At 72.4% G+C, this 15,382-nt stretch carries 11 protein-coding genes and 1 pseudogene; 9 read left to right on the plus strand and 3 right to left on the minus strand.

All coding sequences use genetic code 11. The features are described from left to right. Positions 1–117: 117 nt before the first annotated feature. Positions 118–834: pseudogene (locus ABGB01_RS16965) on the minus strand (hypothetical protein); the annotation flags it as partial. Positions 835–921: 87 nt separating this feature from the next. On the opposite strand from ABGB01_RS16965, the gene ABGB01_RS16970 reads away from it, so the two are divergent. The 8 genes from ABGB01_RS16970 (at position 922) to ABGB01_RS17005 (ending at position 11,440) form a co-directional block, all read left to right on the plus strand. Beyond that, positions 922–2,082 (plus strand): ATP-grasp domain-containing protein, encoded by a 1,161-nt coding sequence (locus ABGB01_RS16970; protein ID WP_347774326.1) that lies wholly within the window; start codon positions 922–924, stop codon positions 2,080–2,082. Between the two features lie 13 nt (positions 2,083–2,095). After that, positions 2,096–3,310 carry an FAD-dependent oxidoreductase gene (locus ABGB01_RS16975; RefSeq protein WP_347774327.1) on the plus strand — a complete coding sequence of 405 codons (1,215 nt, stop codon included), beginning with the start codon at positions 2,096–2,098 and terminating at the stop codon, positions 3,308–3,310. 67 nt (positions 3,311–3,377) lie between these two features. After that, positions 3,378–4,553: a GEVED domain-containing protein gene (locus ABGB01_RS16980; RefSeq protein ID WP_347774328.1), complete on the plus strand. Its 1,176-nt coding sequence runs from the start codon at positions 3,378–3,380 to the stop codon at positions 4,551–4,553. 134 nt (positions 4,554–4,687) lie between these two features. Next, a complete protein-coding gene (locus tag ABGB01_RS16985; RefSeq protein ID WP_347774329.1) occupies positions 4,688–5,524 on the plus strand; it encodes a phosphatidylinositol-specific phospholipase C/glycerophosphodiester phosphodiesterase family protein in 837 nt (278 codons plus the stop codon). 136 nt (positions 5,525–5,660) lie between these two features. After that, positions 5,661–7,397 (plus strand): serine/threonine-protein kinase, encoded by a 1,737-nt coding sequence (locus tag ABGB01_RS16990; RefSeq protein ID WP_347774331.1) that lies wholly within the window; start codon positions 5,661–5,663, stop codon positions 7,395–7,397. Positions 7,398–7,410: 13 nt separating this feature from the next. Further along, a complete protein-coding gene (locus ABGB01_RS16995; protein WP_347774332.1) occupies positions 7,411–10,263 on the plus strand; it encodes a BTAD domain-containing putative transcriptional regulator in 2,853 nt (950 codons plus the stop codon). A 54-nt stretch (positions 10,264–10,317) separates the two neighbouring features. Further along, positions 10,318–10,920, plus strand: a complete 603-nt coding sequence (locus ABGB01_RS17000; protein WP_347774333.1) for a hypothetical protein — start codon at positions 10,318–10,320, stop codon at positions 10,918–10,920. Beyond that, positions 10,904–11,440 (plus strand): OmpA family protein, encoded by a 537-nt coding sequence (locus ABGB01_RS17005; RefSeq protein WP_347774334.1) that lies wholly within the window; start codon positions 10,904–10,906, stop codon positions 11,438–11,440. The genes ABGB01_RS17000 and ABGB01_RS17005 overlap by 17 nt, the downstream gene beginning before the upstream one ends. 8 nt (positions 11,441–11,448) lie before the next feature. Here the strand turns inward: ABGB01_RS17005 and ABGB01_RS17010 are convergent, their stop codons facing one another. Together ABGB01_RS17010 and ABGB01_RS17015 are read right to left on the minus strand one after the other, a co-directional pair. Then, positions 11,449–12,534: a trypsin-like peptidase domain-containing protein gene (locus ABGB01_RS17010; protein ID WP_347774335.1), complete on the minus strand. Its 1,086-nt coding sequence runs from the start codon at positions 12,532–12,534 to the stop codon at positions 11,449–11,451. A gap of 19 nt (positions 12,535–12,553) precedes the next feature. Next, positions 12,554–13,984, minus strand: coding sequence for an AMP-binding protein (locus ABGB01_RS17015; RefSeq protein ID WP_347774337.1), 1,431 nt, complete (start codon positions 13,982–13,984; stop codon positions 12,554–12,556). A 467-nt stretch (positions 13,985–14,451) separates the two neighbouring features. Here ABGB01_RS17015 and ABGB01_RS17020 point away from each other — a divergent pair, with 467 nt between their 5' ends. Continuing rightward, the gene (locus ABGB01_RS17020; protein WP_347774339.1) at positions 14,452–15,321 is read left to right on the plus strand and encodes a hypothetical protein; all 870 of its coding nucleotides are present in this window, start codon (positions 14,452–14,454) and stop codon (positions 15,319–15,321) included. Positions 15,322–15,382: the final 61 nt, after the last annotated feature.

Below are 15,382 nucleotides of genomic sequence, written 5' to 3' on the forward strand. Positions count from 1 at the left end.
CCACTCGGGGAACGAGAGGGGCTTGCCGTGCCGGGCGGCGAAGTCGGCGTGCGCCTGCAGCCCGTACGGCTGGTTGACGTAGTCGGAGAAGTCCTCGCCCGGCCCCTGGTCGTAGCTGTCCATGCCGATGATGTCGACCACGTCGTCACCCGGGTAACACTCCGTCCAGGGGATCGCGTCGAGCCCGCGGCTGGGCGCGAAGTCGAAGCGGAACCGCTGGCCGGGCGCCGCGCGCATGGCCGCCACGATGCGCCGCCAGTAGTGCTTCCACGCCTCCGGGTTCGGCGCGCAGCGGCTGGAGTAGGTCGTGCCGTTCATCTCCCAGCCGAGCACGATGATCGTGTCGCCGGCGCCGGCGGAGACCAGTTTCCTGCCGAGCTCCCCGAAACGGTGGTCGTGGTCCCCTCGGGCGCCCTCGGCCAGCCGCTGCGCCACTTCCGCGTCCGGCATCCCCGACTCGTTCGGAGCGATCATCGGCACGTTCAGCGCCAGGACCCGGTCCGGCCTGGCGGCTCGCCAGCGGGTCCAGGGGCCGAGGACGAACTCGGCCCCCTCGATCGACTGCCAGGTCTCGCCGGGCAGGTAGGTGCGTCCCACCGTCACGCTGCTGTGCAACCAGGACTCGAAGCGTTCCAGGTGCATGGGGCCGCGCGAGTCGGAGCCCAGGAAGACACCCAGCGCCGCGCCGTGACCTCGCCGCTCGTCCGGCGGATCGTCGCCCCAAGCGCCCAGGCCCAGCCACACCGCCGCCGCGATCGTGACGATCGCCAGCGAACAGCGCAGGTAGCCCTTTCTCATCACCATCGCGTATCCCCCGTCGAAGTTTTCCCTCATTCCCTACACCCCGAATAACGGTCGATCGGATATTCAACCTGTCATTTGCCGGATCAATAGCTTTTCGTAAGGAGGAGGACGTAAATCATGCTCGATTGCACCGTCCCGGCGCTCGTGCTGCGACTGGACTCCAATGTCTTTCATCACGGGACGCTCGGCGCCATTCGCTCGCTCGGCAGGGCCGGAGTGGAGGTGCACGGGCTCGTCGAGGGCACGCACGCGCCGACGTACCGCTCGCGGTATCTGGCGCGGATGCACACGTGGTCGCGCGGCGGGGACACCGTCCAGGCGCTCACGCGTGCCGCCGACCGCATCGGACGCCCGGCCGTGCTCCTGACACTGGACGACGCGGGGGCCATCGCCGTCGCCGAGCACGCGGCCGACCTGCGCCCCTTCTACCTCATGCCCGAACAGATGCCCGGCCTGCCGCGCACGCTGGCGGACAAACACCTGCTGAAGCAGCTCTGCTCCACGCTCGGTGTCGTCCAGCCCGAGACCCGCCTGATCACCGGCGCCGGCGACGCGGCGGCGGCCGTCGCCGACTTCGGGCTGCCGCTGGTCGCCAAGTGGGCCCAGCCGTGGCTCCTGCCCGCGGGCATCGGCCTGCGCAGGACCGGCCTGGTGCGCCGGACCCAGCAGGTGGAACAGCTGCTCCAGCACGTGGATGGGCGCGAGCTGCTGTTCCAGCGCTTCGTGCCCGGAGGGCCGGGCTCGGACTGGTTCTTCCACGGCTATTTCGACGAGAACTCGCGCTGCCTGTACGGCGGCGCGGGACGGAAGGAGCGCGCCTACCCGAGAGGCGCCGGGCTCACCACCTGGGGGCGGTGGCTGCCCAACCCGGTCGTGGAGGGCATGGCGTGCGAGCTGGCCGTGACGCTGGGATACCGCGGGGTCGTCGACATCGACTTCCGCCACGACGCGGCGGCGGACACCTACCACCTGCTGGACTTCAATCCCCGGCTCGGCGCCCAGTTCCGCCTGTTCACCGACCGCGAAGGGCTCGACCTCGTGCGCGTCGCCCACCTGCACCTCTCCGGCCGGTGGACGACGCGGGGGCGGGCCGGTCACGGACGGACGTACGTGGTGGAGAACTACGACCTCTTCACGGCGGGCCCGAAAAGCCTGCGCGCCCTGTGCGTGGCCGATGAATATGCCTGGTTGTCGGCCGACGACCTCCGGCCTTTCGTGGGAATGGCCGGACAGACGATAAAGCGTGGTTTCGCCCGGCTCGCCGGGTCACGGAAATGACAATGGAGGAAATTTGCGTACGCCAGTGATTGACGTGGCGATCGTGGGCGCGGGCCCGTACGGGCTTTCCGTGGCGGCTCACGCGCTGGGCGCGGGACTCGACGTCCGGATATTCGGAAAACCGATGCGGGCGTGGGAATTCCACATGCCCCGCGGAATGCAGCTGAAGTCGGAGGCCGCCGCGTCGCATCTCGGCGACCCGGAGCGGCGCTACGGCCTCGACGCGTACCACCGCTACGCGTACGGCGAGCCGGTGCCCGTGGAGCGGTTCGTCGCGTACGGCAAGTGGTTCCGCGCGCGGACGGTGGGCCAGGCCCTGGACGAGTCGGAGGTGACGGCCGTCGGCGCGGAGGGGCACCTGTTCGCGCTCTCGCTGTCGTCGGGGGCGTCCGTGCTGGCCAGGACCGCGGTGCTGGCCGTGGGGCATCTGCCGTTCGCCTACCTGCCCGGCGCGCTGGCCGGGCTGCCGCCCGAGGCGGCCACGCACGCCTGCGACCATCACGATCTGGGCGCGTTCGCGGGCCGCGACGTGACCGTGGTGGGGGCGGGGCAGTCGGCGCTGGAGACCGCGACGCTCCTGGCGGAGGCGGGGGCCGGCGTCCGGATCCTGGCCAGGGCGGACAGGCTGGCCTGGAACGACGTCCCCGAGGAGCGGCGCTCGCTGCTCGCCCGCGTACGGGCACCACGGTCCAGTCTCGGCGGCGGCTGGCCCTCCGTGGTCTGGTCGCGGCTGCCGGGCGCGATCAGGTATCTGCCGGCCGCGACCCGCGACCACATCGTGCGCAACACGCTCGGACCCGCCGGCTCCTGGTGGCTGCGGGACCGCTTCGACGGCGCCGTCAAGGTGATCCTGGGCACGCGGCTGACCGGCGCCGAGTACGGCGACGGCGTCCGGCTGCACCTGAGGGACCTGTCGGGAGCGGCCACCACGCTCGACACCGAGCACGTGATCGCGGCCACCGGCTACCGGGTGGACGTCGAGAGGATCGCGATGCTCCGGGGGGACCTGCGGCGCGCGGTGGCGTCGTCTGGCCCCGCGCCCCGGCTCAGCGCCACCTTCGAGACGTCCGTCGCGGGGCTCCGCCTGGTCGGGCTGGCGGCGGCGGCCACGTTCGGGCCTTCCATGCGGTTCGTGTGCGGGTGCGACTTCGCCGCCCGCCGCGTGACCAGGGGCCTCGTGAGCCACCTGCGCAGAGCGCGTCGTACGGCGAAATTGCCGATGTCTTGACCGTGTCCCGCCGCCCGCGGGTCGGGCAGGACGGTAGATCTGGATCACCAGCTTCGGGGGAGCAGTTATGGCTTTTCGCGTGATGGTGGCCTGCACGGCCACGGCGTTCGTCGGCGTTTCGGGGGTGGCTCCCGTCGCGCGTGCCGACAGCGCGCCATCGTCGTTCACCAACTCGGTCACGGTGGCCTCGGGCCGCACGCCGTCCGGTGTGATGGTGACGGTGCGGAAGGAGATGATCGGGACGGCGCGGGTGACGTCGGCCGAGCCATCGTCGGCCAACCCCGCGGCGCCCGACGACGAATACCTGATCCCGGCCAACACCAAGACGTCCGCGGGTTTCGTCGACCTCTACGAGGGCTTCGAGGCCGAGGACGGCGAGTGGAGCGACGTCGCCCTGCTGACGTTCACGTTCTCCAGGCCCGTACGCGACCCGCGGCTGCACGTGTTCGGCACGGGCGGCTCCTCGGGCGAGTCCAGGAAGCGCCGGGACGACTACTGGCCCGCCGTCGAGCTGGTCGGCGGCGTACCCGCCAGGCCCACCTTCTCCTTGGCGGCCGGGTTTCCCGGGTACCGGGTCACGAGCGGCGCGATCACCCCGGAAAGGGTCTATTCCGCCCGTTCCACGACCTGCGGGGTGGTCTACACCTGCGGGACGGCCAAGGTGAACGGCACGGTCAGCGCGTTCACGATCAAGTTGACGGCGCATGACGTGCGCCACGGTCGTGGCGGGTCCATGCCGCAGTTGTGGGCCGCGTTCAAGCTGTCACTGGCCGAGGACGTCTCCGACGCGCCTGCCTCGTACGGTGTGGCCTCGCACGCGATCACCGACTCCCATCTGGGGTGGTCCGTGAGCGACGACCACACCGAGGCGGTGAGCATGACTCCGCGCGCCCTGCCCCTGGACACGGGCGACGACGCCATGGAGGCCGGGGAGGAGCGCAGCATGATCAGCGGCCGGAGGTGCAGGATCTCGGTGCCCGTGACCGCCGAATCGCCGTCGAAGGTCGCCGGATGGATCGACTTCGACCGTGACGGCCGCTTCGACGCCGACGAGCGGGCCGGCACGCTGGTCGGCGAGGGCGCCGCGGACGCCGAGCTGACCTGGCCTCTTCCCGAGTCGCTGCCCGCCGGCCCCGTCTGGATGCGGCTGCGCATGGTCGCCAGGACGGAGTCCGTGGACTCGCCGACGGGATGGGCCGACAGCGGCGAGGTCGAGGACCACCAGATCGAGTTCGTCGAGTGAGCCGCGCCGGCCGCATCCGGTTGGTCGAGTGAGCCGCGTGCCAGCCGCCGACAATTAGGCGCGATGTCACCCATGTCACAACTTGCACGCGTAACGTGTCACGCATCCCCTACCTCCCATGTCAAGGAGATGCGATGTTGCGTCGAACCCTCGGCGTGCTGGTCGCGGCAGGAACCATGCTGCTGGCGGCCGCTCCCGCTCAGGCGGCCGGCCGGCCGGAGCCGCTGCCGCGCGCCCACGCGCACAACGACTACGAGCACGAGCGGCCGCTCCTTGACGCGCTCGACCACGGGTTCACCAGCGTCGAGGCCGACATCTACCTGGTGGACGGCGAGCTGCGGGTCGGGCACGACCCCGAGGACCTGCGGCCCGGCCGCACGCTGCAGTCGCTCTACCTCGACCCGCTGATCCGCCGGGTGCGCCACGGCAGCGTCTTCCCCGGCACCCGGCAGCGACTCCAGCTGCTCGTGGACATCAAGAACAACGGCGAGGCCACGTACACCGAGCTCGACAGGGTGCTCAAGGCGTACAAGAGGATGCTCACCACCTACCACAAGGGCAAGGTGCGGCCCGGCGCGGTGACCGTGGTCGTCAGCGGCGAACGGCCGCGCGAGCTCATGGCCGGCCAGGAGCGGCGCCACGCCTTCTACGACGGGCGCATGGACGACCTGGGGCAGGGCGACCCGGGCCTGATCCCGCTGATCAGCGACAACTGGACCAACCACTTCAGCTGGCTGGGCGAGGGCGAGATGCCGGCCGCTGAACGGGACAAACTGCGCGAGATCGTGGCGACCGCGCACCGCGACGGGCAGCGGGTGCGGTTCTGGGCCACCCCCGACACGGCCGGTCCCGCGCGGGACGCGCTCTGGCGCGAGCTCGTCGCGGCCGACGTGGACCACATCAACACCGACGACCTGGCGGGACTCCGGGACTTCCTGCGCGAACACGACCGCCGGCGCGCCGCGGCATAGCCCCCACGCTCATGACCGCCCGGCGACGGCCTGACCGGCCTCGCGCGGGCGTGCATGACGGCCTGGTACGGCCTGATCGGCTCCGCCGGGTGGTTGGCCGGGTGGCAAATGCCGGGATCTGGCTACTCTGTCTGCGATGGACGGTGACCGGGTCATAGGCGGGTACGCGCTGCGGCGCGTCCTCGGCCGGGGCGGCATGGGAGAGGTGCACCTCGCGACCACGCCCACCGGCGGCCTGGCCGCGGTCAAGCTCATCCACCCGGCGCTGGCCAGGGATCCGGCCTTCCGCCGGCGGTTCGAGCGGGAGGTGGCGGCGGCCCGCCGGGTGGCCAGGTTCTGCACCGCGCCCGTCCTGGACGCCGGCATCGACGGCGAGGTCGCCTACCTCGTCACCGAGTACGTCAAGGGGCCCGACCTCGCGCAGGCCGTACACGACCAGGGACCGCTGTCGGGCGGCAACCTCGAGGCGCTGGCGGTGGGCATCGCGACCGCGCTGAGCGCCATCCACGGGGCCGGGGTGATCCACCGCGACCTCAAACCGTCCAACGTGCTCCTGTCGCCGCTCGGCCCCCGCGTCATCGACTTCGGCATCGCCCAGCTCGTGGACAACGACAGCCTGGCCAGCCAGGCGATCCTCGGGACGCCCGCCTTCATGGCCCCGGAACAGGTGCGCGGGGAGCCGCTCACACCCGCCGCCGACGTGTTCGCCTGGGGCGGAGTGATCGCGTTCGCGGGGACGGGACGGCTGCCGTTCGGGGGCGGGGCCCCGGGAGAGGTCCTCTACCGGATCATGCAGGACGTGCCCCGGCTGGACGGGCTGGAGGAGGGCATCAGGGGGATCGTGGAGCGTGCCCTCGCCAAGGACCCCCGCCTGCGGCCGGGCGCGCAGGCACTGCTGTCGGAGCTGGTGGGCGGCACCCGCCTGGCCGCCGCCACCGAAGTGGTCGAACGCACCTGGACGGGCACGGTCCCCACCGGCCCCCGCCCCACCCCCGTCCCGGACACCCGGGTCCTGGAACCTGCCCCCGCGCCCCAGCCCTCCGACGGCCGACCCGGCCTCCGATCCCCACTCCGGCCGGGGAACCACCACGCGGACCACCCTCCCGCCCGGCCGGGAACCGACCGCGAGGCCCCGTTGCCTGTCTGGCCGGGGGATGGCCGTGAGGGCCGGTTGCCTGCCCAACCGCCGGAGGGACCGGGAGGTGGCCATGAAGGGCCGCCGCCGGTCCGGCGGGGGAGGCGGTGGTGGCCGTGGGCGGCGGGTGTGGCGGTGCTCGTGGCCGCCGTCACCGCCGCCGTGACCGTGCCCGGCCTCCTGCGGGTGAGCTGGCCGTACGAGGCCGGCTTCGGGGAGTCCTGGGCGGTCGGCCCGTCGGAGGGCGGGAACGCCCGGCTGGCGGGCCCGGCGTACGAGCTGACCGTGAAACCGTCCTGGCGGTTGTGGAAGTCGGCGCCCCGGCGGGAGCCGGCCGGCGGCGTGATCATCAGCGCGAAGGCGACTCTGGAGGAGGGCGCCGGGGAGTACGGTGTGTGGTGCCATGGCTCGGCCCGATCCGGTGACCGTTACGAGTTCGCGGTGAGCGGTTCGGGCAGGGTCACGATCGTCAAACGCCGCACGGGCACCCGGGGCCAGACCCTGTTCGGCCCGGCGGATGCGGAGAAGGCGGCCGGCAACCGCATCGTGGCGGAGTGCGGCCAGAGCGGGGGCAAGGTGACGCTGCGCATGTGGCTCAACGAACGCCTGGTCGCGCAGGTGTCCGACGCCGACGCCCCCTATGGGCCCGACGAGGCCGGTGTGCACGCGGCCTCCGGCACCGCCGAGCCCGCCCGCGTGCGCTTCGACTCCTTCGCGCTCCGGCCCGTGGGCGAGTGATGCGGAAAGGTACGTGAACGTGCGGTTCGGTGTGCTCGGGCCGCTGCGGGTCGAGGGCGAGCAGGCGCCGGGGCCGGCCAAGCACCGGGCGTTGCTGGCCGCGCTGCTGCTGGCGGCCCGCGAGCAGGTGCCGGTCGAGCGGCTGATGTCCGTGGTCTGGGACGACCGGCCGCCCGCGTCGGCGGAGTCGGTGCTCAGGGTGTACGTCAGCGCGCTGCGCAAGCTGGTCGACGGCATCCGTACGGTGCCCGGCGGCTACCTGCTGGACGTGGAGCCCGACGACGTCGACTGCCACCGGTTCGAGCGGCTGGTCGCCGAGGCGAGGCGGCGGCGGGAGGAGGGGCGGATCGCGGAGGCGGCCGACGGGTTCAGGGCGGCCCTGGGGTTGTGGCGAGGCCAGGCGCTGGCCGATGTCGAGTCGTCCGTGCTGCGCAGGTCGTACGCCGTGCCGCTGGAGGAGCTGCGCCTGACGGCGGTCGAGGAGCGGGTGCGGCTGGACCTGAGCCTGGGCAGGGGCGCCGAGGTGGTCGGGGAGCTGCGGGCGCTGGTGGGCGCCCATCCGCTGCGCGAGCGGGCGTGGGTACGCCTCATCGAGGCGCTGCACCAGGCGGGCCGCCGTTCCGAGGCGCTCGGCGCCTACCAGGACGCGCGGCGCACGCTGGTCGAGGAGCTGGGGCTGGAGCCGGGCGCCGAGCTGGCCGAGGCGCACCGGCGGGTGTTGTCGGACGAGCAGCCCGGGTCCGCCGACCGGCGGAGCCGCGAGGACGCGGCGCCGGTCAACGAGCTGCCTCCGGACGTCTCCGACTTCGCCGGGCGCCGGCAGGTGCTCGACTGGATCGGCACGGCGGCCCGGGAGCAGGCGGCCGCGCCCGTGCACCTGGTGCTGCACGGCCCTCCCGGCTGCGGGAAGTCGGCCGTCGCCGTGCACGCCGCCGCCGGGATCGAGCGTCCCGGCGGCCGCCTCTACGCCGCGCTCGGCGCCCGGCCGCCGGGTGCCGTGCTCGAAGACCTGCTGCGCTCGCTGGGCTGCCCCGACGGGGCGGTCCCGCCCGCGCTGGACGAGCGGGTCCGGCTCTACCGCAGCATGACGGCGGGCAGGCGGCTGCTCGTGCTGCTGGACGACGCCGCCGACGAGGCGCAGGTGCGCCCGCTGCTGCCGACGGGTCCCGGCAGCCTCACGCTGGTGACGAGCCGGTCGCCGCTGGCCGGGCTGGAGGCGGCACGGGCGTACGAGCTGGGGGTGCTCGACGACGACGAGGCCGTGGCCATGCTCGGCGGGGTGACGGGACACGACCGGGTGCGCGCGGAGCCGGAGGCGGCCCTGCGCATCGTCCGGCTCTGCGGGGGGCTGCCCCTGGCTCTGCGCATCGCCGGGTCCCGGCTGGCCAGGAAGCCGGGCTGGACGCTCGATCACCTCGCGGGACGGCTGGGCGACGAGCGGCGCAGGCTCGACGAGCTCAGCGCCGGCGACCTGGCCGTACGCGGCAGCCTCGCGCTCGGCTACCGCGGTCTCCCCGATCCGGAGCGGCGGCTGCTGCGCGAGCTCGGCGCCCTGTCCGCGCCGGACTTCGCGCCGTGGGTGCTGGGAGCGGACCTGGAACCGCTGGTGGAGGCGGGCCTGCTGCAGTCGCGCGGCCTGGACGAGGCAGGCCAGGAACGGTACGGCTGGCACGACCTGACCCGGCTCTACGCCGCCGAGCGCCTGGCCGAGGAGGGCGGCGGCGCCCGTACGGTCCTGGAGGCGAGGGCGGCGACCGTCCTGGAGCGGACGAGGCAGGCCAGGGCCGCCCTCCTGCCCGCGGAGCCCGGCACCGGCCGCACGGAGATCCACCCGCCCGGCCGGACAGGAGCCCCGCCGGAGGCGGCCGACTGGGACACCGGCTTCAGCCGCTGGCCCCTGACGAGCTCGGCTCTGACGGGTTCGCCTCCGACCGGCTCGGCTACCGGCTCGATATCGACGGGCTCGGTGCCGGCGGCTCCGGCTGGGGCGGGGCTGGGCGGGCGCGGGGGTGGGACAGGGCTGGAGACCGGGTGGGCACGGCGGGAGGCGCGGTGGCTGAGTGCCGAGCGCCGGTTCCTGGTGGCTGCCGTCGACGACTTCTCCCGGGCCGGCCTGTACGAGGCCTCATGGCGGCTGGCGTTCTACCTGACCCCGCTGTTCGAGCTGGGTGCGCACCACGACGACTGGCACGCCACGACGGCGACCGGCCTCGACGCGGCCAGGGCGGCGGGCCACCGGCAGGGCGAGGCGCTGCTGCTGCGCGGCCTGGCCGACCTGCACAGGGCCGAGGGGCGCACCGAGGCGGCAGCGGCGGCGTTGCGGGCGGCGCAGCCGCTGGTCGAGGGGCTGGAGCTGGCCCGGATCACGTTGCGGCTCGGCCTGGTCCAGACGCGCGCGGACGAGGCCGAGCGGGCCTTCACCCGTGCGCTCCAGGTCTTCGACGAGGCGGGCGACCGGCGCGGCAGGGCCGACGCCTTACGCGCTCTCGGCGCGCTGCGCATGGACGCGGGCCCGCTGGAGGCGAGCCTGGCCGCGTACCGGGAGCTGGGTGACCCGCTGGGCGAGGCGGGGGTGCTGCTCGTGCTGGCCGAGCTCTCCAGCACGGAGGGGGTGCCCGCCGAGGCGGCGGCCTCGGCGCGGGCGGCGCTGAAGACCTTCACCTCGTACGGGGACCGCAGGGGCGCCGCGCAGGCCCTGCTGGCCCTCGCCCGGGCGATGCTCGACCTGGCCGATCTCGAAGGCGCACTTGAGGCCCTTATGAGTGCTATGGGAGAGTTTGACGGCCTCGGTGATGAGCCGGGCAAGGCCGAGGCTCAGCGGCTCGCACAGGAAACGCGCAGGCGACGCGGACTATGCACATCCTGAAGGTCGCTTTCCTACCGTGAGGGTCACATCCCCGAAGACGAAGGTGATCACGATATGCGTAAGACGATCGCGTTGACCCTCGCGGCCGTCGCACTGGCGGGCTGCGGCATGCTTCCCGGCCGGCCGGGCGGCGGGGGCGAGGAGAGGCAGTCGCAGAGCAGCGCCCCGGAGGCGCCGGCGTCCTCCCCCGCGGCGGACCAGCAGAGCCAGTCCGCGGGGCAGCAGAGCGCGCCCCCGCAGGAGACCGAGGCGATCGCCTCCCGGGAGACGAACGTCGGCGCCGGCGACACGTACGGCAAGGCCAAGGTCGACATCACCGCGCTCAAGCGCCAGGGCAGGACGATCAGCCTCAACTGGACGGTCACCGCGCTCGACGGCAAGATCAACCTGCACAACGGCATGAGCGGGGCGCCGCTCGACTACACGGTGGAGGCCGTCTCCCTGATCGACCCGGTCAACGCCAAGCGCTACCGGGTGGCCCGCAACGGCACGGGCGAGGACGCTGAGTGCGTGTGCTCGGGCACCCAGGGCCAGTTCCTGGAGAAGGGCGACTCGTCCACGTTGTACGCGGTCTTCGCCGCCCCGCCCGCCGACGTCACGAAGATCAACGTTGAGATGCCGATGTTCGGCGTGTTCACCGATGTTCCGATCTCTTAGCCTCGCGCTGTCCCTCGTCCTGTCGCCGGCGCCCAGCACGCCTCCGGACGCGACCGGGCCGGTCGAGGACCTGGTGCTGCCCGTGGAGGACGTCATCGGCGAGGTCGAGTCGCTGGACGGCACGCAGAGCGAGACCAAGCAGGGCCGCGAGGTGACGGTCGCGCTCACCAGCGACGTGCTGTTCGAACTGGACAGGTGGAAGCTGACCGGCAAGGCCGAGCAGCGGCTCGAGCAGGTGGCCGGGAAGATCGACGCGGAGGGCGCGGGCGGCGTCGTCAGGATCGAGGGGCACACGGACGACCAGGGGAGCGACTCCTACAACGTCACGCTCTCGCAGCGCCGGGCGCAGGCCGTCCAGACGGCCATGCGCGGGTTGCTGACCGGCTCGGGCGTGACGCTCCAGGCGAAGGGGTACGGCGAGACCCGGCCCAAGCTGCCCAACCTGGTGGACGGCAAGCCCATGGAGAAGAACCGGGCCAAGAACCGCCGCGTCGAGATCGTCTTCACCGCCAAGCAGTGATCCCGGGATCACTCGCCCGGCAGTTGCCCCAGCGTCACGGTGATCGTCTCCCTCTCCCCGCCCGAGCGGATGACCCCCACGCGCACCTTGTCGCCGGGTTTGAGCGCCGTGATGGCCTCGGAGAGCTCGGCCATGGTCGGCGTCTCCTCGTCGTTGATCGAGACGATCACGTCGCCCGCCCGGATGCCGGCCTTCTCCGCGCCCCCGCCGCGCTCGACCCTGGCGACGCCCACGCCGGAGGGCTGCCCGTCCTCGCCGACGACCGTGCTGCCCCTGATGCCCAGCGCCGCCCGGTGGGTGTTGGTGACCTTGCCGTCCTTGACGATCTGCGCGGCGATGTCGGTGGCGGTGTTGCTGGGGATCGCGAAGCCGATGCCGGGAGCGGCGCCCCCGCCGAGGTCGGGGTCCGTGGCGGCGAGGGTCGGGATGCCGATCACCTGACCCGACAGGTCCACGAGCGCGCCGCCGCTGTTGCCGGGGTTGATCGCGGCCGAGGTCTGGATCGCCCCGGCGATCGTGGCACCGGGCGAGCCGGCGGACTGCGGTTCCGTGACCGTACGGCCGAGCGCCGAGACGATGCCGTTCGTCACGCTGCCCGAGAACCCCAGCGGGTTGCCCATGGCGAGGACGATCTGCCCGACCCGCAGATTCGACGAGTCGCCGAACTTCGCCGGCCGCAGGCCGTCCGGCCGGTCCACCTTGATCACCGCGAGGTCTCCCGCGGGGAACGACTCGACCAGCTTGGCCGGGCGCGGCGGGCCGCCGCTGGCGAGCGTGACCTCCATCTCCTGGGCCTGGCCGACCACGTGCGCGTTGGTGACGATGTGCCCGGCCGTGTCGAACACGACGCCGGATCCGAGGCCCACCTTCGTGGTGATCTGCACGATGGACGGCAGGACGTTCGTGATGACCTGCTCGTACGCCGCCTCGAGCGGCAGCCGCGACACCGTGGGGGAGCCGGTCGGGGAGGCGGTCTCCGCCGGCGAGGTGGCGCCCGTGCCTGTCGGCGTGGCGGCGCCAGGCTCCGGCGGGGCCGACCCGCAGCCTGCGAGCAGCACCGCGGCGGCCGCCAGTCCTGCGACGTACTCCCTCATACAGGGCTTTGTGCCCAGCTCACCTCGAAAGATACGCTTCGCGGACGTTGCGCCTGCTCAGCTTGCCTGTCGGCGTACGCGGCAACGACTCGCGGTATTCGATCACCCGCGGATGCTTCATCCGGGCCAGCCGGGGCTCGCAGTGGCGCAGCAGATCGGCGGTGAGCTCCGCGCCGTCCGAGACGCCCGCCGCGGGCTGCACGAGCGCCACGACCTTCTGCCCCCACTCGGGGTCGGGCACGCCGATCACCGCGACGTCCGCCACGGACGGGTGTTCCAGCAGCGCCGCCTCGATCTCGGCCGGATAGATGTTGACCCCGCCGGAGATGATCAGGTCGGTACGGCGGTCGAGCAGGAACAGGTAGCCGTCGTCGTCGAGATAGCCGATGTCCCCCGGCGTGTAGGCCCGCCCGCGCATGGCCGCCGCCGTCTTGCCGGGGTCGCGGTGGTATTCGAACCGGTTGATCCCGTCGACGTACACCTGGCCCGGCGAGCCCGGCGGCACCTCCTGGCCGTCCTCGCCGACGATCGTGAACGTCATGCCGTCCAGCGCCCTGCCGACCGTGCCAGGCCTGGCCAGCCACTCCTGCGAGGACACCATGGTCACCACGGCCGCTTCGGTGGAGCCGTAGTATTCCCACAACACCGGCCCCAGCCAGTCGATCATCGCCTTCTTGACGGCCGGCGGGCACGGCGCGGCGCCGTGGTAGAGGTGGGTGAGGGACGACAGGTCGTACGACTCCCGATCGGGCACCCCCAGCAGCCGGTGGAACATCGTGGGCACCATGAAGGCGTTCGTCACCCGGTGCCGCTCGATCAGCCGCAGCGCACCGGCCGCCTCGAACCGCTCCGGCGCCACGATCGCGTGCCCCAACTGCAGCGCCATCATCGCCTGCCCGTACGGCGCCGAGTGGTAGAGCTGCGAGCACACCAGGTGCACCCCGCCCATCGGCAGCCCGAAGTGCCGCCAGCTCTTGCGCATGAGGATCGGGTACAGCTCCTCGGGCGTCAGGTCCAGCAGCCGCCGCCGCACACCCTTGGGCCGGCCCGTGGTGCCCGAGGTGTAGAGCATCATCGAGCCGGCCCTGCGGTGCTCGGGGGCGACGGCGGGCGAGCCGGTCACGAGTTCGCCGACCGTGAGCGCGTCCGGCGCGATCACCACGGTGGCGCCGCAGTCGGTCACGATGTAGTCGATCTCCTCGGCCGTGAAGTGCCAGTTGACCGGCACCAGGTACGCGCCGATCTGGTAGGTCGCCAGCATCATGGTGAGGGCGTCGAGCCCGTTCTTCAGCACGGTGACCACGCAGTCGCCAGGGCCGGTTCCGCGCGCGGTCAGTCCGTTGGACGCTCGGTTCACCCGGTCGAGCAGCGCTCCGTAGGTGACCGCCTTGTCGCCGAGCAGGGCGGGGCGTTCAGGGTCGTTGGCCGCGATCTCGTAGAAACCCCTCATGTTCGCTGACCTTACAGAATAAGATTCTGCAAGGGGAATAGAGGATTTATGCCTCGCCGAGGTGACGTAATCTCAAGGCCATGGCGGACGACGGCGACCAGAGACCTGAACATGATCCACCCACCACCCCGTTCCGCAAGATCGTCCTGCCCGCCGAGGAGACGGTCCAGATCGCCCGGCCGCCGGCTCAGGGGTCGTCCACTCCGGTGAAACCCGCTGGTCAACCCGCGAAGCAGCCCCAGAACCGACCCGGCGGCCCGCCGCCCGGCAACCCGCCTCAGGGCCAGCCGTCCGGCCAGCCTGGAAACCAGGCACCGGGCGCCGCAAACAAGACGCCGGGCCGGGCGGGGAACCAGCCGCCGAACGCGGGGAACCAACTCCCGGGCGCCGGGAACCAGCCGCCGGGCGCCGGGAGCCGGCCTCCGAACGCCGGGAACCCGCCCCAGGGCGGCCCGGGTGGCCGGCAGGTGCCGCGGCCCCCGCACCAGCCGCCGCGGCAGCCCGCGAACCAGCCGCCACCCGCGCAGCCGTTCATGCAGCCGCAGGCGCATCCGGCGCCGCAGCGCACGGCCAAGCCGGCGTCCCGCGGTCTCGGCGACATCCCGATCAAGGTCGTCTACCTGGCCGGCGCCAGCCTCGCGACCGTCCTGGCCGTGCTGCTGGTCTTCGTGGTCTTCTCCGGCGACGTGCCCGCCAACCAGGGGCAGCAGGAGGAGGTGGTGGCCGTCGCTCCCGTGCCGAGTTCGGCCACCCCGTCGGCGACGCCCAGCCCGACCGTCAGCGAGAGCCCGATCGTGCTGCCGCCGGTGCCGGAGAGCAAGAAGTTCCCGGCGTTGTCCGGCAAGGCGGCCAAGGTCACCGGCACCATCACCGACAAGAACACCGGCATCAAATATCCACGTCTGGGCTCGCCGTGGAAGGCCAGGGACTTCCCGCCGTTCTCGGTCGCGCAGCGGATCGGCGAGGTGGCCATCCCGCACACGGTGATCGCCTCGGCGAAATACCCCGCCGACGGGCCGGACAAGAAGCCCTCCTCCAACGCCGACTACCGCGCGATCGCCACGGAGGCCGCCCGCTGGACCATCCGTACGCAATATCCGAAGGGCGCCACGCTCGCGTGGACGGCCTCGCAGAAGATCCCGGTCGGCAAGGGGTGGACGCTCGGCTACAAGGTCACCTACACCTTCGACGGCAAGGAGCAGGTCGCCCAGGCCATGGTGACGGTGGTCGAGGTGGGCAGGACGAAGCCGACGTTGTTCATGGCCTCCATCCCCGAGACGAACAAGGAGCGCTGGCGTGACCTGAGCACCATCGTGAAGCAGGTTCGCCCGCTCTAGGCCAGAAGCATCCTCTAGAATATGGTTCTGGCATGGCGCCGGACCTGGCTGGAGGATGAGC

Source organism: Nonomuraea sp. B5E05, assembly GCF_039880665.1.
Lineage (GTDB): Bacteria > Actinomycetota > Actinomycetes > Streptosporangiales > Streptosporangiaceae > Nonomuraea.

Bases quoted from the DNA above. Each gene is read 5' to 3' on its own strand.
- ABGB01_RS16970 (WP_347774326.1), top strand. From the start codon at position 922: ATGCTCGATTGCACCGTCCCGGCGCTCGTGCTGCGACTGGACTCCAAT.
- ABGB01_RS16980 (WP_347774328.1), top strand. From the start codon at position 3,378: ATGGCTTTTCGCGTGATGGTGGCCTGCACGGCCACGGCGTTCGTCGGC.
- ABGB01_RS16985 (WP_347774329.1), top strand. From the start codon at position 4,688: ATGTTGCGTCGAACCCTCGGCGTGCTGGTCGCGGCAGGAACCATGCTG.
- ABGB01_RS16990 (WP_347774331.1), top strand. From the start codon at position 5,661: ATGGACGGTGACCGGGTCATAGGCGGGTACGCGCTGCGGCGCGTCCTC.
- ABGB01_RS17000 (WP_347774333.1), top strand. From the start codon at position 10,318: ATGCGTAAGACGATCGCGTTGACCCTCGCGGCCGTCGCACTGGCGGGC.
- ABGB01_RS17005 (WP_347774334.1), top strand. From the start codon at position 10,904: ATGTTCCGATCTCTTAGCCTCGCGCTGTCCCTCGTCCTGTCGCCGGCG.
- ABGB01_RS17010 (WP_347774335.1), bottom strand. From the start codon at position 12,534: ATGAGGGAGTACGTCGCAGGACTGGCGGCCGCCGCGGTGCTGCTCGCA.
- ABGB01_RS17015 (WP_347774337.1), bottom strand. From the start codon at position 13,984: ATGAGGGGTTTCTACGAGATCGCGGCCAACGACCCTGAACGCCCCGCC.